This window comes from Undibacterium parvum (genome assembly GCF_003955735.1).
GTDB lineage: Bacteria > Pseudomonadota > Gammaproteobacteria > Burkholderiales > Burkholderiaceae_D > Undibacterium > Undibacterium parvum.
Map to the genome: position 1 here is coordinate 1,970,724 of NZ_CP034464.1, position 20,376 is coordinate 1,991,099.

Here is a 20,376-nt window from a genome sequence, read left to right on the forward strand (position 1 = left end):
TATGCGCTGCGGGCCATGCCCTTAATTACTTCATCTTGCGTAGTTACAGGCGAAAAAAATTAAGCGTCACAAGCAGCGCATTATCTCTGCGCGCTCGTCTAGGTGAAGTTAGCGGCAAGGTGTTCTAGATATGCGTTTTCTATCCAAGAAGTATCACCCGCGATCACGTTGTCGGCATGAAAGGTCGGCAGTTGATTGCGTATGCTCAAATAATTATTGGTCATAATCAAAGGCTGCAAAACATCATCGATATGATGCGCATTTTTTAAAACATGGCACTGACCTAAGTCACTGCTCTTCATATTGGAAGTAGCGACGATCATAAATTTTTCGGCGGGAACCTGACCACCTTCGCCATACACGTCCGTGATGGTAAATGTCTTTTGATAGGCAAGTACTTCACCCAACCATTTCACCAAGGGGTAGGGCATGTTGAACCACATAATAGGCGTGATATAAATAACGCACTCCGCCCACAAAAGCTTATCAAGCTCCCTTTCTATGTTGAGTGTCTCTTTGCTCACATCGGAGAACTTCACATCATGCCCTTTTCCAAGCAAAAATTTTTCGCTCAAATGAGCCAGGAATCCATTCAAATGCCCTTTGGCTTCAAATATTGTATATCCGGCGGTAACGATAAGTACTTTCATCTTAGACCTTTACGAGTAACTATTTTTCAAAAAAATGTGCTTGCAATCTGGATACGCTGTCATTGCTGTCGCACACCATGCGCCAGCAATGCCGAAGCGCTTGCTATGTGATTAATTAAAACCTTCCAACACCACTTTCCCTTGCGCTTTACCACTCTCTATCAGGGCATGCGCACGGCGTAAGTTGGCCGCATTAATAGTGCCAAAATTGGCATTGACGGTGGTGCGGATGCGACCCTGATCGACCATTGCGGCTACTTCGGCCAATAGTTTGCCTTGCTCATCCATATCGGGCGTTTCGAACATGGAGCGGGTAAACATCATTTCCCAATGCAAGGCGATTGATTTGGCTTTGAGTGGCATCACATCTAAGCCATCCATGCTATCGATGACGGCGAGATGCCCTTGCGGTTTCAGGCTTTCGATAATTTGCGCGTAGTGCTGCGGGGTTTGCGTCAGACTCGCCACCATATCAACTGCATCGATACCGAGCGCTGTTAGCCCGGCCGTTAAGGCTTGCGCATGATCGATCACCGCATGCGCGCCTAAATCCAGACACCACTGGCGTGTTTCCGGACGCGAGGCGGTGGCGATGACACGCAATTGTGTCAGCTGACGCGCCAGTTGTATCAGGATAGAGCCTACCCCGCCGGCACCGCCGATCACCAATAAAGTCTGACCCGCGCCGCCATTCTTGGCAACTCCCAGGCGTTCAAACAATAATTCGTAAGCGGTGATGGATGTCAGCGGCAAGGCCGCGGCTTGTGCATCATTGAGTGAGTTTGGTGCCAGCGCAACGATGCGCTCGTCCACTGCATGCAACTCGCTATTGGCACCGGGACGTGTAATCGAACCGGCGTAATACACGCGCTGCCCCAGCTTAAACTTAGTCACTGCGCTACCAACTGCTTCGACGATGCCGACCGCATCCCAACCCAAGACCTTCATCTGTCCCTCGGCAGGCGCAGTACTGGCTCTAAGCTTGGTATCGACAGGATTGACCGAGATAGCTTTGACGCGCACCAGCAAGTCGCGCGCTTGTAGCGCTGGGCTTGGCAGCTCGACGTCCTCCAGAGATAAGGGATTGTTAATGGCTAATGGCTGGCGATAGGCGATGGCTTTCATGAGTACTCCTTTAGAATTGCGCGAATAGTGAGGTGATGTTTCTTGCTTGAGGTAGACACTGTAAAATATAAATCACAGATTGATAATAGCAATAAAAAACTATCACTTTCAAATGAAAATTGAAAATATCGGAGATCTTCAGGTGCTGGTGCAAACCGCCAGTTACGGTAGCCTGACGGCTGCCGCGGCAAACTTGGGTATCACGCCAGCGGCCGCCAGCGCCACCCTGAAGCGGCTGGAAAATCAATTGGGAGTGCGCCTGTTTGAGCGATCGACCAGAGCGATGCGCATCACGTCCCAAGGGCAGATCTTGCTCGACTATGCAAAACGCGCCTTTGACTTATTGGAAGAGGGCGAAGCCTCGGTATCCAGCGACCGCGCTGCCCTGGTCGGTATCTTGCGGGTGGCGGCCCCTTCAGATCTGGCGCGCAACAGCTTATTGCCTTGGTTCAGTGAGTTTCTTGAACTCCATCCCGGCGTGCAACTGGCGCTCAGCGTCGGCGACAAGGTGATGGACGTGATGCGTGACGAAGTCGATCTGGCATTGCGCTATGGCACCCTGGCCGATTCGCGTCTGGTGGCACGCACCATTGCGCTCTCACGACCGATACTGTGTGCATCGCCCGCTTATCTGCAGCGCCATGGCGCACCACAAACTCCGCAAGACTTGTTGCAGCACAATTGCATCACCTTCGAGCGCGCCGGCAAGCGCCATCGACTGTGGCGCTTTGCCCAAAATGGCGTATGGACAGAAGTACGCGTCAACGGTGACCGTTATGTCGATGATGCGTCGCTAGCGCGGGAATGGGCTGTTGCAGGTGCCGGCATCTTGCTCAAATCGATGATCGATATACGGCAAGAGCTAGCGGCTGGCACTCTGCTTCCCTTACTCACAGCGTGGGACACCGAGCCTTATCCTTTACACGCGCTGCTGCCTAGCGGCCGCTTTGTTCCCGGTCGGGTGCGTGCCCTGATCGATTTTCTTGCTGAAAAATTTGCAAGGGCTGCGGCAACGCAAACATTTTAAAACGGCATAGCCTGGCGGCTGATGGCGACCGCCAGAATATATGCAAACGTCAGCATTGCAGCAACCAGTGCATAAGCCCGTATGCGGGCGCTCTTGCCGCGTTTTAAGGCGATCGTGCCGAGCACTATATACGCCAGCAGCGCCACTACCTTGGCCGTTAGCCAGTTTTGTTGAAATGGATACTGGCCGCTCCAGAACACCATAGTCAGGGCGCTGGCCAGCAAGATGGTATCGATCAGGTGCGGCAGTATGCGCACCCAGCGCCTTTGCAAGATGGCAGCGTCACGCATTTTCCAATACGCCCGCAGCATAAAAAAACTACCGCTGATGGCGGCGCAAGTGATGTGTAAATGTTTTACGGCGAGGTAACTCTGCATCTTAATCCCTGGTATTTTTTCTAAACGCCAGCCACCCGGCAATCACGGTAAAGGTGGCAACGATGGCGGCAACGATCCAAAAGCCGTGTTCATGTTGCGCCAGCGGGATGCCGCCCACGTTCATGCCCAGCAAACCGGCGATGATATTGATAGGCAGCGCCAGCACGGTGACGATGGTCAGCACGAACAGCGAACGGTTGTTTTGTTCATTCACGCTGGCGGCGATTTCTTCCTGCAATAACTTAATTCTTTCTTGCAGCGAGGCCATGTCACTGAGCACCACCGCAAACTCTTCGGTCGATTGGCGCAGCTCTTGCACATCATTCTCGGCGACCCAGCGCGGCGGGCTATGCAGCAAGCGAAATAAGGCGGCCGGCTCTGGCGCTAATAATCTTTGCAAACGGACTAATAGACGGCGTAGTTCGCCCAAATTAGCACGCTTCAGATTGAGCCTGTCGGCCAATAAATGGTCTTCTATATCATCGACTTTTTTGATCGCCTTGCGCACGATGCCGATCAAAACATCGGCCTGATCACGCAGTAAATGCGCCAGCAATTCTGTGCTCGAACGAAAGGCCTCGCCATGATTGACCGCATTACGCAGTCTATCCACCGATTGCAAAGGTGTGCGCCGCGCGCTAATCATGAGCTTACTAGAAACACTCAGCCACAGCGTCGCAATATCCGAGGCTTCAAAGGTAAAGTCGTGCAACACATCATTGACCACCGCGATCAGACATTGGTCGGCGTGTTCGATGCGGGTAGAGCGCGAGCCTTCGTGTAGCGTCTCGTAAAATTCTTCCGGCAAATCTACATGTTCATGCAGCCATTTTTCAGCCGAGACGTTGGATAGATTAAAGTGCAGCCACAGAAAACTCGCGTCTTCGCTAGCCGCACTTTGTTGTAAATACTCCAGAGCTTCTTTGGTATGCACGGCACGCCCAACCTGATCTTGCGCAAACACATAGCCGCATATCAAGCCTGACTGATCCGATCCATATGATAAATTATCAATTTGCATGAATTTTCCAGCTAAAAAACTTGCCCGTATTGTAAGTCAGTTGTCATATAAAAGCTGTTGACTTTCGCATCAGCGAGGGATTAAATTCGAGTATCGATTGCATCCCTCACATTGAAGGCATAGCTATGCGCTACCTGTCTATTTGGGTCTGCTTATTTAGCAGCGTCGGCCTACTTCAGCCGCTCACGGTTTCAGCACAGACGCTGCAACTGACTACCGAGGACTACCCCCCCTTCAATATTATCGATGCCAAGAGTGGCAAAATCAGCGGCATCTCTACCGAAAAAGTAGCCGAACTGATGCTGCGCGCCAAAGAAAAATACACGCTCAACGCCTTCCCCTGGGCGCGTGCCTTTCAAATGGCACGTAACGAAGCCAATACCTGCGTGTTTTCTACCACCCGTTCGCCAGAACGCGAAGCCATGTTCAAGTGGGTGGGTCCTCTGGTTAAAAACAATTGGTTTATCTTTGGACGTGCTGACGATAGCCGCCACCCACGCTCTTTAGAAGAAATGCGGCCTTATGTCTTGGGTACTTATCGCAATGACGCCATCGGTGAATTTTTGACCTTAAAAGGGTTTAAAACAGACATGACGACAGCCGACGCCGATAATCCACGCAAATTACTTTTAGGCCGTTTTGATTTTTGGGCTACCGGAGAATTGCTCGGTGCCGCGATCTTAAAAAGTCAGGGTTTAGAAAGCAAGATAGTCCCGCTATTTCATTTCAATCAAACCGAGATGTATCTGGCTTGCCATTCCTCGGTCGCGCCAGAGCGCATCGATCTTTGGAATCAGCTGCTCAAAGAGATGGAACGCGACGGCACCAATGCAGCGATAGAGAAAAAATATAAATAATAGGACTTACGCAAAACCGCCCCAGCGTCGCTGTATCCGAAAGTAAAAAACCTGCTTGCCCCATCCCAGGGCAAGCAGGTTTTTTTATCTTCGTGCTAGCGATTTACTTGGCTGCAGCCTGCATTTTTGCCACATCACCGGCCATAAACACACTCAGCTTAGCTGGCGTAATATGCCGACCAAAAGCTAGATTGACTTGTTCCAGACTGAGCGCGGCAATCTTATCATCCAGAGTCTGACTCCAAGCCCAGGTTCTGTGTAAATACAGATTACTATTCCAGCCGCCAGCCAGGCTGGCATCACTGCTACGGCCCTGCTGCCTTTGCTGCAATAGACCCGATTTGGCACGCGCTAATTCTTCGGCGCTAAAGCCGTCCTTGAGTGCACGCGCCAACTCTTCCTGGATCGCGTTTTCCAGCTTACTCAGGTTTTGCGGTGCGGCGATTGCGCTGATACTAAAACTGCCGACGGCATCGATAGAACCGGCACTCAGACCCGAACCGCCGCCATACGACAGGCCGTCTTTCTGACGCAGACGTTCCATCAGACGCGAATTGAGACCAGAACCGCCGCCAAAAATATAGTTGGCCACTTGCAGCGCGGCGTAATCGGGATGCTGATCGTTCAGCGCCAGATTCATCATGCTGCTGTAATAGGCATTCTCTTTGTCTGGGGTATTCAAGATCTGTCTGACCGGCGCGATCTCATCATATTGGCTCTGCAAGCGCGTATAGGCGCTGCGACTAGCCCAGTCACCAAAGGCGCTGGCCACCGCTTGCTGCGTGCTAGTCACATCGAGATCACCGACGATGGATAGCTCAGCCTTGGAGGCACCGTAGAACTGTTGATGAAAGGCCTTGATCTCGGCCAGTTTTACCGCCCGGATGCTGGCGATGCTGTCATCGAGACTTTCTGCGGCACGGATATCGCCCTTAGGATAACGATCAAAATGCAGAGCCATCGCGGTTCCGGCCACACTGCCAGGTTCATTGCGGCTAGCCTCCAGGCCGACCAGCGATTTTTCACGCAACTGGACAAATTCGCTTTCAGGATAACTGGCATCGCGCAAAATATGCGCCATCAAGGCCAGCGCCGCAGTTAAATTGGCACGGGTAGTCTGGAAGTTATACACCCCGCCGCTGATCTTCAGTTTAGAGAATTCGTCGGCCAATTGGGCACGGCTAAATTTGCTGGTGCCCGTGGCTAACAGGTTATCGGCAAACGAGGCGATATGCTTTTTTCCGACCAGACTAGCCTGATCGCCCCAATGCAGGCGCAGCGCGACATTTACGGTTTCACCGCGAGTTTTTTTCGGCAGTAAAGTCAGTTGCACCCCACCGACCACGCTGTGCTGACTGCGCGCATCGATGTTGGCCGGGCTAGGATCAAATACTTCTGCGCTCAGGGTATTGGCCTTGGCGCTGAAGCCCTGCATCACCGTAGCGATACCCGGTGCCACCGGAATCTCAGCGCGTTGTGGCGTATCTTCCGGCACAAACATACCTACCGTGCGATTGTCGCGCACCAGATAATGTTGCGCTGCCACCTGCACTTGGGCTGAGGTCACCAACTCGGTACCGTCTCTATCTTTGAACAGATAGCGCCAGTCACCCATGGCGATGTATTCCGACATGCCCACGCCGATTGCTTCATGATTATTTAAGATTTTCTCATAGGTGTTGGCGCTATCGCGTTTGACCCTGTCCATTTCTTCTTTAGTGGGTGGATTTTTTTTAAAATCTTCTATGCCGGCCAATAACAATTCTTTCGCAGCAGTGAGCGATTCACCCTTCTTCAACACTGCGCCGATAATCTTCAGACCGCTGTCCACACTGCCCATACCGGTCGAAAATACCTGCACCACTTTACCCGTCTCTACCAGTTGCTTATGCAGGCGGCCATGCGGTGCGCCAGTCAAGATGCTGCCGGCAAAATCCATCGCTTCGCGGTCTGCATGCAAGGCCGCCGGCACCTTGTACGCCATCATCAGTAATTGCAGATCACCCTTGCGACGCACCTCAAAACTACGCTCGCCATCCTGAGTCGGTTCGCTAGTCCAGAACTCTGGCAGACTACGCGTAGGCTTGGCGATCGCGCCAAAAGAAGTAGCAATCCAGCTCAGGGTTTTGCCCTGATCAAATTTACCTGCGACCAGCAATACTGCATTGTCCGGCTGGTAGTAGGTACGGTAAAAATTTTGTAAATTCGCGATCTTGACGTTCTCGATGTCGCTGCGATTACCTATCGTCGAGTGGCCGTAATTGTGCCAATCGTAGGCCACGCTTTGCAGACGTTTCATCAGTACGCCGCCGGGAGAGTTCTCTCCGCTCTCGTACTCATTGCGCACCACGGTCATCTCGCTATCCAGATCTTTTTTGGCGATGTTGGAATTGACCATGCGATCGGCTTCCATAGCCAAAGCCCATTGCAGATTATCGTCGCTGGCCGCAAACAACTCGTAATAATTGGTGCGGTCTAGCGAGGTTGTGCCGTTCATGCGCATGCCGCGCCGGTTAAACTCTTCGGTGATCTTGGCGTTCTTAGGCGTGCCCTTAAACATCAGGTGCTCGAGCAAATGCGCCATTCCGGTCTCGCCATAATTCTCATGGCGCGAGCCGACCAGATAAGTGACATTCACGGTAACGGTAGGTTTCGAGGCATCCGGCATCAACAACACCTTCAAGCCATTTTGCAAACGGTATTCGGTAATCCCTTCGACGCTGGTGATCTCACTCACGCCCTTGGGTAAAGTTTGCGCTAAAACCGATGGCGCGCCTACCAGAAAAATCGCTACCGAGAGGCCGATGCGCGCTAGCGGTTTAAGTTTGAGGTGGGACAAAGTAGCTGCAGCAGATGACATAAACTTTCCTGAAAGAAGACTAATATTTAGTACAAATTAGAGTAACTGTTCCGCCTACCAGGAGCACGACAAAAAAAACGAAGACCTCTCAACGCTGAGACGCCGAGACGCCGAGGAAAAACGGAGAACTACTTTGCCGTTCTCTGCGTCTCAGCGTCTCTGCGGTGAGGGGTTTTGACTTTCTTCATAGCGGGCTGAACAGTAACAATTTAGACCTGATTACTTAGATACTCCCCACCTGTATATTTTTATCGCGCAATAAAGACGTTGGCAATGGCAGGGTTTTACCTAATTTAATGGGGAGTATGTGTTTTTCAGCATTTTTCCAGCATTTTTCCTGCAAACGCCTAGGCCCGTTTAGTGGCTGACACCCGTATGCTCTGCGAACCCGACCAGGCGGCACCTGCGGCCAGATGCACCGGCTGCATCACGGCTGCTGCTTCCACACACAGCATGCGCTGATAGCCGTCAGGCTCTAAGTCACTCAGACTAGACCCTTTTTCTGCGCCGGGGTTCCATATGACGGCATCAGAAAAGCCAGTTTGAGTAATCACGGTGGTTTGATGGGGCTGACGCAACTCGATTGCGCCCGGAATATTGGCGTAAATTCTGTCGAGTTCGCCTTCTACCTTTAGCCATGCGGCGCTATCGAGGCAATCGCTGATACCACTCACCGAATCGCGATAACGCACACCCTGTAAGCCATGCAATTGCACCTCGTCTATCTGCTGTACGGCAAAATAGCTGTGTAGGGCGCAGGTAAAACTGAAGGCGGTGTCGCCACTATTGACCACGGTAAAATCGATACCTAAGCTGTCAGCCAGGATAGTCACCATCAGCTCAGCCTTGAATACCTGGGGCCACACTTGCAAACTGGCGATGCTCTCTTGCAACTCAAACACGGCCTGCGCCGCACCATCGGCATTTTGCCCTGCGCGTAGCAAACGCCAGACTGCGGTGCGCGCCAAGCCGTGCTTGGGCAAACTACCGAGCGCGGCGAACTGCGGGAAGATCACCGGCACCCCACCGCGTATCGCCACGCCTTCGCGCAAGTCTGAAGTTTTACTTAAAAACAATTGCTCAGTTCCACCGGCCGGTATCCACGAACACAAATGTGCACCATGGGTGTACAGGGCGGCACTAGCACCATCGCTAGCTTTGAGTAAGACACTTTCCATGAACTTCTTCCTTGTTTGCGATGAGACTGGAGGCGCGGCAAATGAGGCGACGTCAGCTCAGTCCTTTGCATAAATAGACAGCACGTGCCCAGCATTGTAATGGAGCCTCGCCTGCCTATTCCGGATTTTTGCACCTGCTGACACGCTTTCTGCAGTCTGTCGCTATTCCCTGCTATTTTTTGCCAACTAGCTTAAGCTGCCATACATCAAACAATTCTTCCCAATTTGAGTCCATCATCATGACGCCGAGGCCGCAATGAGCACACCACTAGCAAAGACCTGCACCATCATCGCCACTGTAAGCGCGCTGAGCTTAATGAGCTTACTGAGCGCTTGCGAATTTCGCTTTAACGATAAAGAACAAGCCGCATCCAATGTGAAAATCACTAGCGAAAAACGGGCACTGACAGGCTTTGACGCGATCAGCAATAGCACACCGTTCGACCTGATCGTCACCGTCGAAGGCGAGCCCAGCGTCGAGGTAGTCGGCGCCGAAAAACTGGTGGGCCAGGTCGAAACCGTGGTCGAGGGCAAGAATTTAATTGTGCGTTACAAGCAGAGCGGCAAGCTGCATTTATCGTGGCAGCATAAGCCGTTGACAGTAAAAATCAGCATGCCCAATCTACGTGCAGTGAACAATAGCGGCAGCGGCGACCTCAAGCTACTCAGGCTGCACGACGATGCACTACGCATAGACTCCTTAGGGTCGGGTGAGATCGAGGCCAGCGGTAAGGTCAAGGATCTGCTGCTAGAGGTGAGCGGCAGTGGCGACCTTGATCTGGTACAACTAAGTAGCGCCAACACCAAGCTCAAGCTGCTAGGCAGCAGCAATATTAAAATGCACGCGATTAGCCAAAGTCTGGAAGCTAGGCTCAGTGGCAGCGGCGATCTGCAAGTCGATGCCCTGCAAGAGGCCAAGGTCGATATCAACATAGCAGGCCCAGGCAGTGCCAACTTAAACGGTGTGATCAGCTCTTTGCAGGCGCAACTTTCTGGTTCGGGTGACCTGCGGGTCGGGCGTCTGCAAGCGGAACTGGTCACGCTCAGCCTGGCCGGTGCCAGCGACGTGCAATTGCATGGCGAGACCAAAAAATTGCAACTCAACTTAAATGGCTCGGGCGACATCGATGCCACGAGTCTGATGGTACAGGACGCCGAAGTCGAGAGTAAGGGATCGAGTAGTTTGAAACTGCACACGCTCAGTGGCAATTTGAAAGCCAATTTTTCTGGTTCCGGCGATCTGGAGGCGGGCTTCAAGCAGGCGGATCAAATCGATTTAACTGGCCATGGTTCTGGCGATTTTGAGTTATCCGGCACGGCCAAAAAACTCAAACTACAAATGCTGGGCTCTGGCAGCCTGCAAGCCAGCGCGCTCTTACTAGAGCAGGCCAGCGTCAAAGTCAGTGGCTCGGGCCAGGCCATCGTCAAGGTGCAATCCAAGCTCAATGCTGCTCCACGCGTGGTAAAAATGGACCGTAGCGGCGTACTGGAATAAATTCTTAGCACGCAAGGCGCAGCAGAACGTCGTCAAAAAACACCAGAACACGGCAAGAAAAGAGCGCAAATAGGCGAGCAGTGTTCAGAGCGCCAGACGGGAGGGTATGATAGCGCGTGATTAAATTGTCCCGCTCCCTTATGTCGCCTCTGTTTCCTCTGCGTGCACAGCACTTGCTAAAAAATTTGCCCGGTCTCTTGCTAGGACTAGCCCTGAGCGCCAGCGCTGTGGCGGGCCCGCTGGATGCTTTGATCCCCAAGCCAGCGGTAGCAGCTCCCGCAGCTGCGCCTGCGGTTCCAGCTGCCGGCGTCGCCGGCGAATCAGCCAAAGATGCCGAAGCGCTGCGTATTAGTGACAGGTTAGACAAAGTGCAAACACTGCTGGCCAATTTAAACCAGGCGGACGCTGCCACCCAGAAGGGTTCGGCGCACTGGGCCCAGGCTGAACGACGACGTTTCTGGCTAGAGATGGAGCGCCAGGCCTATCTGCAACACCTGGCAGCACTGGAAGGGATACGTGCACATAGGGCACGCCAAGCTGAAAAAGTAGCCGCTGGCAGCAGCGCTAGTGCGGTAGAACCGCAAAACACCCAGCAGCTGACTTTGCGTGGTCTGATTGAACAGGAAATCAATAATCTGCAAAGAAATCTGGCGATACAGGAGCGCTATCTCGATACCATAGGCGGTGAATTACAACGTAGTGAAGCAGATTTACGCCAAGCCCAGGAAAATCTGGAAAAAACCTCCGCCTTGGGTAAGGAACGCAGCCAGGCCGCAGCGGCGCTGGAACTGAGCCGTCATAAAAAGAATGCCTGGTCGGCGTCGCTGGCAGCGATCGATGCGCGCATGCGCTTTAGTCGTATGCGTTTGCAGGAAAGACGCGAGCTGGTGCTTGCCATGAATGCCGCCGCCCCATCCGATAGCGTTCAAGTACCCGCCAACGTCTTATTAGAAGAAGAATTTGCGCGCATCGCCAGCAATCAAAAGCGTTACCAGGAGCAGCAGCAACAACTCGATAACAATGCCAACTTGCTGCAAAATTCCCTAGCAGATCTGGAGCAACAACAAGAAAAAATTAATACTGCCTTGAGCAACGAAAAAACAAAAAATAGAGAAGATTTAGAAAAGAAAAAACAGGATTTTCCACAGCAAATGCAGTGGTTACAACTGCGCTTAGAAACCAATGCCATCCACTTCGGCATACTCTCCGATTTGCTCATGGCTGATCTATTGCAAGCTGCGTATTGGAGAGAGTATCTGGCCTATACCGAAAGCAGCCAAAGTAACTCGCTGGAAATTTTGAATGCGCGCAGCACACTGTGGCAGCAAAATTTAAACGAAGTCGAAAAATCCACACAAATCGCCGCTGGTATTGCGCAGGATCAGGTCGCTTATTTTAGTAAATCTGAGCAAGCGGGCAGCGAAGATTTAAAACGCCATTGGCAAGAGCGCCAAGATGCCTATGCCGAAGCACTGACCGATTTAAGACGCTCGCGCATGCGCTTTAGCGAACTCAAAGAAATCGTCGATCATGGCAGCAATAAGACCATCGCGATGCGGGTCGATTACTGGGGCGACAAACTGCGTAATGGTGCCAGCAATGCCTGGAATCTGGAATTATTTAGCGTCAACGATGTGATCAACGTCGACGGCCAAAACGTCACAATAGATAGACCTGTCACGATAGGCAAAATGCTGATGGCGATCATGCTATTGACCATAGGTTTTGCGATCGCCGTGTTCATCGTTAATCGTATCGAAAAACTATTGGTACAGCGTGGCAAATTTGCCGAAGTATCGATCAAGATAGGCAAGCGTTGGTTACTGTCGGCGATCTTCATTATCTTGCTGATCAATTCTTTGCTGTTAGTTCGCATACCGCTGACGGTGTTTGCCTTTCTCGGCGGTGCGGTGGCGATTGGTCTGGGCTTCGGGATGCAGACCTTGCTGAAAAATCTCATCAGCGGCTTGATGATGTTGTTGGAGCGCCCATTTAAACCGGGTGACACGATAGAAGTCGGCGGCCTGCGTGGCACCGTGGTCGATATGAGTGTGCGAGCGGCGGTAGTACGCGATGTCAACGGCATCGACACCCTGATCCCGAACAGCAGTTTTTTGGAACAAAACGTCACCAACTGGACTTACAGCAGCAGCATGGTCAGACAAGGTATCAAAGTGGGCATCGCCTACGGCAGTGATGTACGTCTGGCCGCCAAATTATTAGAGGAAGATGTGCTGCGCCACGGCCAAATTAGTAGCGCACAGAAACCAGAAATTTTGCTGGAAGATTTTGCCGCCGATGCGCTACTCTTTGGTGTCTACTACTGGCTAGATATGTCCACTGGCGTGGTGGGACGCCAGGTCGCGAGTGACTTGCGTTTCATGGTGGAGGCCAGTTTCCGCAAGCACGAGATTGCGATTGCCTTCCCGCAACGCGACGTCCATCTCGATAGCGCCACCCCACTACGCATACAGATAGAAAGGCCGGACAGCAAGAGAGAGGAAAAACTAGCCAGCCCTACTTAAATAGCGCCGGCCAGCTTAGTCCTTAACTAGGTTTTAGCTAATTTTTACGGGTCCGATACGCATGTTTCAGCACTAAATGGCTGCTGGCGATCAGGCTATTTAAACCCAAAATCAATTGCAGTAGGGCGCCTTGCGGCAAGATCCAGATCTGGCCGCGCGGTGCGGCTAACTGGGTAGTGGCGCTGATTACTGGCGCTACCCATTCGGCCTCGGCTGTCAGGTCTAACCAGACATCGCCTTCTGAGTTGGTGTGTAAATAAATTTCGCCGCCGTGCGCCAGGCGCAAACAGATGCCCTGCCCCTGAGCGCCATACTGGGCTAGCTTGGGGTCCATCAGTTCTTGCAGCTCGCGGTTGTTCAGATCCATCCAGGCCTCGACATCTTGTATCGTTTCTAGCGAGATCCATGGGTGTTCAGGCGTTGTGTAGTCTTGGCCTGCTGAGTCAGATTGCATGTACTTCCTTAACGATTTGTCTTTTGTCGCTGACGACTATTGATGAATTTGTTTGACCTGCAAACCTTGTTTTTGCAAAATATCGGTAACGCTATTGAGTCCTGCAAGATGGCCGGCGCCGACCACAACGAACAGCTTATCCCCGCGCGCCAGCATGCTGCTGATTTTTTGCGCCATGCCGATATTTCTGTCGTCTAACAATAGCTTCATGATTTTTTTTGAACCCGCATCTTTACTGGCGGCATCACGCATGAGCTTGGCCAAGGCCTCGGCATCGCCCGACTTCCAGGTTTCTATCATGGCATCGGTCTCGCGTTGCATCTCGCCACTCAGAAAACCATCCAGAGTTTGCTTGAGCAAGGCATCGCCATCTTTATCACTCAAACCACCCAAGACACGCGCCTGGAATTCTATGCTCTCTAGCTCGACCACCCGTTTTTTATCGGACTTGGCGCGCTTCAAAAAGTGCAGATCTATCCCATAGCCGGGATCATAGCCCTGCTTTTCAAACGCAGCAATCGCCAAACCAGTTGCCACCATCGCGGGTTTATACACGAGAAATTGGTCGGCCGCATCGCCAACTACATTTTGCAGTGCCTTCCAGGTGCTCTTGCTCAGATGTTTTTTTAGATTATCTGGCGCACGATAACTCAGCATAGGCATGGCTTTGGCGCTGGCGGCAGTATCGCTCGCATCGATTTCTAGCGCCAGAGTATCGGCCTGCAGATAAGCCGCTTGCACGCTGGCAGGCAAAGGATAAAAATCGGCTTTGGCGAGATGAATAGCACCAAACAAATAGGCCGTGTTGTTGGCCGATTTAATTTCCCATAGCAAGCCCTTGACCACACTAGTCTGCTGCGCCTGACTAGGCAATGTCGCCAGCAACAGGCAACTAAGCAATAGCGGTTTTAGAAGTTTCAGCAACTGATTTAATCCTGATCGCATCATGATGTGTAGCAAAGGCCTTTTTTAATGATTCACCATTCGAATACTGCTCGTCACGTTTTGTGGCAAGTCTGAGAGTATGCCAGCAAAGCGACAGCCAGCACTACGCTAAGGCAATTTGCTGGAATATTTGTAACTTAATTGCCGGGTCTTGGCTTATCTGGCAAATACCTTGCTACTATCGCGCTTCCGATTGATCTATCCGGCGCGATGCGCTTTTAAGTTAGCCATGTTTTCGTACTCCATTGCCCGCCAGAAGCTCAGGCATACTGTGATTTTTGGCATAGTGATGCTAACTGCCTCGCTTGCCAGCATCAGCCACGCTGCGCCCGTGATCCCGAGATTGCCACTAATGTATCTGGAAGCGCGCGATCAACACGATCAATTGCGTCCTATCTCACCGCTTTATCAAGCCATGTTTGACTATTTTGAACAAGACATGGGCGTGAAATTTGAGATACGGCGTTATCCCTGGACGCGCTTATTACAGCATGCGGAAAATGGCGAAGGTTTGGTCTGGGCCATGACCAAGAATCAGGAAAGATTGCGCATCTTTCATTACTCACAGCCGATTTTTCGACGTTATGTCTGGATAGCTACCCGTAGCGACGCCAGTTTCAAGTTTTCTAGTCTGGCCGACCTGAAAGGAAAAACCCTAGGTTTAGTCAGAGGCGCCAGTTACGGCGATGATTTTGATCAGCAAAAGGGTAAATTATTTCAGGTAGAAGAAGACGTGGCGGCACCTGTCGCACGCATGAAAAAACTGATCAACAAACGCATGGATGTGATGCTATTTAGCCATCGCTATGCCACCGCCACTGCGGTACAGGCGTATTTAAACGCCGAGGCAAAAAAATTAGGCCTAGACATGCCACCAGGTCTTAGCTTTAGCATACTCAACAAACCCTTGCTGGTCGACGACATGTATTTCGCGATACGTGCCGACCAGGACGATGGCATCATCAACACCATCAATGCGTCTATCGCGCGCGGCAAGCGTTCTGGAGCAATTGCGCGTCTGGTCAAATAGCAACATTGATCTGATCAGAAGCAGCTAAAACGCACGCAATGTCTATGCGCGTTTGCCTCGAAAAGATGAACTGGCGCATAATCAACTCTGTATCGCCAGACAGGACAGAAGGTACAAAGCCAGTATGCCCGACAGCGCTGCTAAACTGTATAAATAGGACTAGGACTATGCCAAAACCAAGTAGTCAATTTTGCATGCGCCTAGGCCTGCTAGGCGTGCTGCTAGGCGCGCTTGTTCTGCCCCTGACTACACTGGCGCTGGGGTCTAGCGTCCCGCTCTATGTCAGCGAAGAGCTCGATGACAAATCAGCCCTTGTACCGCTTTCTCCGCAAACCAAAGCGCTTTTCGACTACCTTGAAGGCGCCTTACAATTCCAATTTGAAATACGTAGAGTGCCATGGAAGCGCGCTGTGGAAAGTGCGCAAAACGGCGAGGGACTGATTTTTGGCATCTCTAAAACTCCGGAACGTTTACGCCAGTTGGCCTTCTCCGTGCCTATCTATTCTGAGCAAACCCTGCTCATTACACGCTGTGAGAGCCATTTTCGCTTTAACGCCCTATCCGATCTCAAGGGAAAAACTCTAGGCATAGTGCGTGGCACCAGCTACGGTGAAGAGTTTGATAAACAGAAAAATATTTTGTTCATGGTAGAAGACGATACCGGTAACACGCCGGCACGTTTTAATAAACTCCGACTTGGGCGTATGGATGGCCTGTTGTGGTATAGCCAGACGCGTGACTTAGGCAAGTTGGAACTATCTCTCAATGAGCTGTATTCAGGCTCACAGGACCAGCGCTCAGGCAAAGCCCCTCGCCAATTTTGCGTGCAGGCAAAACCGATATCGTCGGGAGAGATACATTTTGCGATACGTCCGGATCGTGATCAAGGCTTGCTAAGCCAAATCAATAAGGTGCTGGAACGCGCCAGAACCAAGGGCGATCTGGCACGCATCTTTAGCCCCGATAGCAAGCCGGGAAAATAAAAAGCCAGACGCGCAACTCAGGCACTAATACAAACTAGCCTGTTGTCTGGCGCGCAGACCCTGGTCGTAAACTTCGGCCAGAATCTGCGCCTCACTCAGGGCTTCCAGTATCGTACCCGGGCTGGGTAAGGAAGCCGGTGGCGCCGTGTTTTGCCATAAACCCGAACGGTAAATCGCTCTGGCGCACTGAAAATACACAGTCTCTACGCTGATCACCAGTACGCATTTGGGTGCCTTGCCGTCAACCGCACAACGCGCCAGCAAAGCCGGGTCTAGCGAAATTGCGGCACGTCCATTGACACGCAAAGTCTCACCCACACCAGGGATCAGAAACAGCAGCGCCATACGCGGATCGGCCAGCAGATTGCGCAGGCTATCGACGCGGTTATTTCCCTTGCGCTCGGGCAGCAGCAAAGTATGTTGATCCTGCACCAGCACAAAGCCAGCGGCATCACCGCGCGGCGAGGCATCCAGACCATCCGGCCCGGACGTCGCCAGCACCGCAAACGGCGAGGCGGCGATCATGGCCTGATAATGCAGATGCAGATAAGCCACCTCTTTACGGAGAGAAGGCGCGGCAATTTCGCCAAACACGCTGGCAAGTTGCGCGGCTGTTGTGATTAGATGCTGGTTGGAGTTCGGCATTTAATTTTCTCATTCAAATCAACAAAATTTGCTAAGCACGGACACCAGCTATTCCTTAGGCCGACTCAGCAAAGCCTTCAGATTGGCTAGCCTATTTTGCGGCGTGATAGTCTCCGCTTCAGTCGGTATCGCGATGCCTTCATCGAGCTTCATCTCTTTGATGAAACGCGAGACATCGCAATGCACCGGTGCGCCGGCGCGTTTGCGCTTTTTGCACCAGGTGATGTGCAGGCTGCGCTGAGCCCGTGTGATGCCTACGTACATCAGACGCCGCTCTTCTTCTATGCGGGCAGCGATGGTTTCTACCGGCGCATCCGGATCGCCTTTATGCGGCAAGATACCTTCTTCTACGCCGACCAGAAACACATGCGGAAACTCTAGCCCTTTGGAGGCATGCAGGGTCGACATGCGAACCGCATCGGGCTCTTCGTCCTTGCCTTCCATCATCGTCATCAAGGCCACCATCTGGGTCAGATCGAGCAGGCTGCGATGCTCATCGGTGCCCTCTTTGCCGCCGCTGCCCTTGGTTTTCAGCCATTGGGTAAAGTCGAGTACGTTTTGCCACTTGCCTTGCGCCGCTTTATCGTCAAAGCTGTCGTACAGATAGCCTTCGTAATTGATTTCTTTCATCAAGTCATCGAGTAATTCAGAGGCATGGCCTTCACGATGGGCATGCGCCTCGACCTGATTGATGAAGGTGCAAAATTCACGCAGCGGGCGCAATTGGCGCTCGGTCAGTTTGGCTTCTATACCGCCTTTAAACACGGCGGCAAACAGTGAGCACTGCCATTGCCCGGAAAACGCGCCCAGCACCTCTAGTGTGGCCTGACCGACCCCGCGCTTGGGCGTGGTAATGGCGCGGATGAAAGCCGGATCATCGTCTTCATTGGCGATCAGGCGCAGATAAGAAATGATGTCCTTGATCTCGGCTTTATCAAAAAAACTCTGGCCGCCCGAGATGGTGTAAGAGATGCGCTCTTTGCGTAGCGCCTTCTCGATCACGCGCGCCTGATGATTGCCGCGATACAAAATCGCATAGTCCGACCACTTAGCCTGGCGCTCGAATCTGTGTGCAGAAATCATGATGGCGATCTGATCGGCTTCCTGCTCATCGTCTTGCATGCCCAGCACCTTGACCGGGTCGCCCAGGCCATGCTCGGACCAGAGTTTTTTATCGAATAACTTGGGGTTGTTGCCTATCACTGAATTGGCGGCTTGCAGGATGCGGGTACTAGACCTGTAATTTTGCTCCAGCTTAATCAGCTTCAGATCCGGGAAATCCACTCCCAGAGTTTTCAGATTCTCGATAGTCGCGCCACGCCAGGCATAGATCGCCTGATCATCGTCACCCACCGCGGTAAACATAGGCTTCTTGCCGATGCCGGTGACCAGCAGTTTGACCAGCTCGTACTGGCAGGTATTGGTATCCTGGTATTCATCCACCAGCAGATAGCGCAGGCGGCGCTGCCACTTATCGCGCACTTGCTCGTTGATGCGAAACAGCTCTACCGGCAAGCGTATCAGATCATCGAAATCGACCGCCTGATAGGCCGAAAGCGTTGCCACATAGCTGCGGTAAATGCGCGCTGCGATGGCCTCGTCTTCATCCTTGGCTTGCGCCAGTGCCACATCGGGTTCGACCAGACCATTCTTCCAGAGCGACATCGCGCCCTGAATGCGGCGTATCAATTGTTTGTCGGTGGTGATGGCCAGATCCTGCACCAGCGAAAAACAATCGTCGCTATCCATGATAGAGAAGCGGTCCTTCAAGCCCAGCGCACGCGCCTCTTGCCGCAAAATTTTCACGCCCAGCGAATGGAAGGTAGAGACCGTCAGTTGCTTGGCCTGACGCGGCTCTTTGAGCAATTTGGCAATCCGCTCCTGCATCTCTAGCGCAGCCTTATTGGTAAAGGTCAGCGCCGCGATGTGCTTGGGCTCGTAACCATGGATTTCGATCAGATTAGCGATCTTTTGCGTGATCACGCGCGTCTTGCCCGAGCCAGCACCGGCCAGCACCAGACAAGGGCCGTCCATATAATTGACTGCATCGCGTTGCGGCTGATTGAGACCGTGGGACATGAAGAGAGCGGAGTAAATCCGGAAAAAAGGCAGGACGTATTGTAACGTGCGCAGCCAGCCCAGGTCTGGCTAATCCAGATCAGATATGAAATTGACCACCCGCCAGCGCGCATATCCCATGCGGCCTGTAGGCCAGACCGGCTGGAAACCCGCATGGGCTATGCGCGCTGGCAGGGGCTGCTTTTAATTTCTGCGCTAATTTCTGCGCTAAGTGGCGGCGCGATGCCAGAGACTTAGCGCCAGCCGCGCTTAGCCTACAAAAAAACGTGGCCTGTGGTCGCCCATCAGAGCGCGCAGATCCTTGATGCTAATCTCGCTCACTTCGTGCATGCGTATCAAAAGCGTAGAACCGACCGGCAACAGCCGATTGCGGATCTTGCTGATCACCGGCGGTGCGATATCGAGTCGTTTAGACAGCGCCGCATCGTTTTTTAAATTTAACAGTTTAAGTAAAGCATCGAGCAACTGCTCTGGTTGATAGTTGATGTCTGCGGATGTGATTTGTAATAGATTTGCCATGCTAGTTTCGTGTAGTGATTAAATTTTGTTGCTTGTTGCTTGTTGCTTGTTGCTTGTTGCTGTTGCTTCTCTCATGCTTACTTAACGCTGATTCACAGGCGGCCTTCGTTTATCGGAAAGAGGTGGTAGTGCGCGCTATTGAGCTCTTTAATTTGTTGGACAATGCGGGAAAACATGACGATGTCATCACTGTCTTTAACACTCTTTTCTTACAAACGGAGCAATTGCTTAACACAGCTAGAAGGTTTTGAAGAATAGCGATGCCCATCTAAAATCGAGTAGCGGAGCTAGCCTCGCGCCAGCAAGGGCCATTGAATAAGTTTCATAACAATAAACATAGGACTTATGCAAAACCGCCCCAGCATCGTTGTATCCGCCTTGCCGTACTGATTACTGTCTTCGGCGGCAAGCCTAACTGGGACAATTTTGCCTAAGTCCTAAAACACCGATAAAAGTTATTTATTTAATCATTTAGCCATGGCAAATGCAAGCTTTGATACATCTGCTTACACCGCTACTAATAGATGGGGCATTTGTTGGCGCTGTTTCTCTTTGCGGCTCGCGGTGTTTTTTCGGCGAACACCGGTTCACGCATATCCCATGTGG

The 20,376-nt window shown here is 52.1% G+C and carries 17 protein-coding genes; 6 read left to right on the forward strand and 11 right to left on the reverse strand.

From position 1 onward, the window contains the following. Positions 1–98: 98 nt before the first annotated feature. Positions 99–650, reverse strand: coding sequence for an NAD(P)H-dependent oxidoreductase (locus EJN92_RS08545; protein WP_126127424.1), 552 nt, complete (start codon positions 648–650; stop codon positions 99–101). A 111-nt stretch (positions 651–761) separates the two neighbouring features. Then, on the reverse strand, positions 762–1,775 hold the full coding sequence (locus tag EJN92_RS08550) for a zinc-binding alcohol dehydrogenase family protein (RefSeq protein WP_126127425.1): 1,014 nt from the start codon (positions 1,773–1,775) through the stop codon (positions 762–764). 112 nt (positions 1,776–1,887) lie between these two features. Here EJN92_RS08550 and EJN92_RS08555 point away from each other — a divergent pair, with 112 nt between their 5' ends. Continuing rightward, on the forward strand, positions 1,888–2,802 hold the full coding sequence (locus EJN92_RS08555) for a LysR family transcriptional regulator (RefSeq protein WP_126127426.1): 915 nt from the start codon (positions 1,888–1,890) through the stop codon (positions 2,800–2,802). On the opposite strand, the gene EJN92_RS08560 is transcribed toward EJN92_RS08555, so the two are convergent. Both EJN92_RS08560 and EJN92_RS08565 read right to left on the reverse strand, forming a co-directional pair. Beyond that, positions 2,799–3,179 carry a SirB2 family protein gene (locus EJN92_RS08560; protein WP_126127427.1) on the reverse strand — a complete coding sequence of 127 codons (381 nt, stop codon included), beginning with the start codon at positions 3,177–3,179 and terminating at the stop codon, positions 2,799–2,801. The two genes, EJN92_RS08555 and EJN92_RS08560, sit on opposite strands and share 4 nt — an antisense overlap. A 1-nt stretch (position 3,180) precedes the next feature. Then, the gene (locus EJN92_RS08565) at positions 3,181–4,200 is read right to left on the reverse strand and encodes a transporter (protein WP_126127428.1); all 1,020 of its coding nucleotides are present in this window, start codon (positions 4,198–4,200) and stop codon (positions 3,181–3,183) included. Between the two features lie 125 nt (positions 4,201–4,325). On the opposite strand from EJN92_RS08565, the gene EJN92_RS08570 reads away from it, so the two are divergent. Next, positions 4,326–5,057 (forward strand): substrate-binding periplasmic protein, encoded by a 732-nt coding sequence (locus EJN92_RS08570; RefSeq protein WP_126127429.1) that lies wholly within the window; start codon positions 4,326–4,328, stop codon positions 5,055–5,057. A 103-nt stretch (positions 5,058–5,160) separates the two neighbouring features. Here the strand turns inward: EJN92_RS08570 and EJN92_RS08575 are convergent, their stop codons facing one another. Together EJN92_RS08575 and EJN92_RS08580 are read right to left on the reverse strand one after the other, a co-directional pair. Continuing rightward, on the reverse strand, positions 5,161–7,917 hold the full coding sequence (locus EJN92_RS08575) for a M16 family metallopeptidase (protein ID WP_126127430.1): 2,757 nt from the start codon (positions 7,915–7,917) through the stop codon (positions 5,161–5,163). Between the two features lie 347 nt (positions 7,918–8,264). Further along, complete coding sequence (locus EJN92_RS08580; protein ID WP_126127431.1) at positions 8,265–9,095, reverse strand: D-hexose-6-phosphate mutarotase; 831 nt, start codon at positions 9,093–9,095, stop codon at positions 8,265–8,267. Positions 9,096–9,351: 256 nt separating this feature from the next. Here EJN92_RS08580 and EJN92_RS08585 point away from each other — a divergent pair, with 256 nt between their 5' ends. Both EJN92_RS08585 and EJN92_RS08590 read left to right on the forward strand, forming a co-directional pair. After that, positions 9,352–10,590, forward strand: coding sequence for a head GIN domain-containing protein (locus EJN92_RS08585; RefSeq protein ID WP_126127432.1), 1,239 nt, complete (start codon positions 9,352–9,354; stop codon positions 10,588–10,590). Positions 10,591–10,706: 116 nt separating this feature from the next. Next, positions 10,707–13,115 (forward strand): mechanosensitive ion channel domain-containing protein, encoded by a 2,409-nt coding sequence (locus EJN92_RS08590; RefSeq protein WP_126127433.1) that lies wholly within the window; start codon positions 10,707–10,709, stop codon positions 13,113–13,115. A gap of 37 nt (positions 13,116–13,152) precedes the next feature. Here EJN92_RS08590 and EJN92_RS08595 read toward each other — a convergent pair whose 3' ends face one another. Then, positions 13,153–13,569: a hypothetical protein gene (locus EJN92_RS08595; protein WP_126127434.1), complete on the reverse strand. Its 417-nt coding sequence runs from the start codon at positions 13,567–13,569 to the stop codon at positions 13,153–13,155. Between the two features lie 36 nt (positions 13,570–13,605). Further along, positions 13,606–14,493 (reverse strand): TraB/GumN family protein, encoded by an 888-nt coding sequence (locus tag EJN92_RS08600; protein WP_157984331.1) that lies wholly within the window; start codon positions 14,491–14,493, stop codon positions 13,606–13,608. A 250-nt stretch (positions 14,494–14,743) separates the two neighbouring features. Between EJN92_RS08600 and EJN92_RS08605 the strand changes: the two genes are divergently transcribed. After that, positions 14,744–15,544, forward strand: coding sequence for a substrate-binding periplasmic protein (locus tag EJN92_RS08605; RefSeq protein ID WP_126127436.1), 801 nt, complete (start codon positions 14,744–14,746; stop codon positions 15,542–15,544). A gap of 167 nt (positions 15,545–15,711) precedes the next feature. Further along, positions 15,712–16,527 carry a substrate-binding periplasmic protein gene (locus EJN92_RS08610; RefSeq protein WP_157984332.1) on the forward strand — a complete coding sequence of 272 codons (816 nt, stop codon included), beginning with the start codon at positions 15,712–15,714 and terminating at the stop codon, positions 16,525–16,527. 24 nt (positions 16,528–16,551) lie between these two features. Here EJN92_RS08610 and EJN92_RS08615 read toward each other — a convergent pair whose 3' ends face one another. The 3 genes from EJN92_RS08615 to EJN92_RS08625 form a co-directional block, all read right to left on the reverse strand. Further along, a complete protein-coding gene (locus tag EJN92_RS08615) occupies positions 16,552–17,172 on the reverse strand; it encodes a pyridoxamine 5'-phosphate oxidase family protein (protein ID WP_126127438.1) in 621 nt (206 codons plus the stop codon). A 48-nt stretch (positions 17,173–17,220) separates the two neighbouring features. Further along, positions 17,221–19,251, reverse strand: a complete 2,031-nt coding sequence (locus tag EJN92_RS08620) for a UvrD-helicase domain-containing protein (protein WP_126127439.1) — start codon at positions 19,249–19,251, stop codon at positions 17,221–17,223. 249 nt (positions 19,252–19,500) lie between these two features. Continuing rightward, complete coding sequence (locus EJN92_RS08625; protein ID WP_126127440.1) at positions 19,501–19,770, reverse strand: hypothetical protein; 270 nt, start codon at positions 19,768–19,770, stop codon at positions 19,501–19,503. Positions 19,771–20,376: the final 606 nt, after the last annotated feature.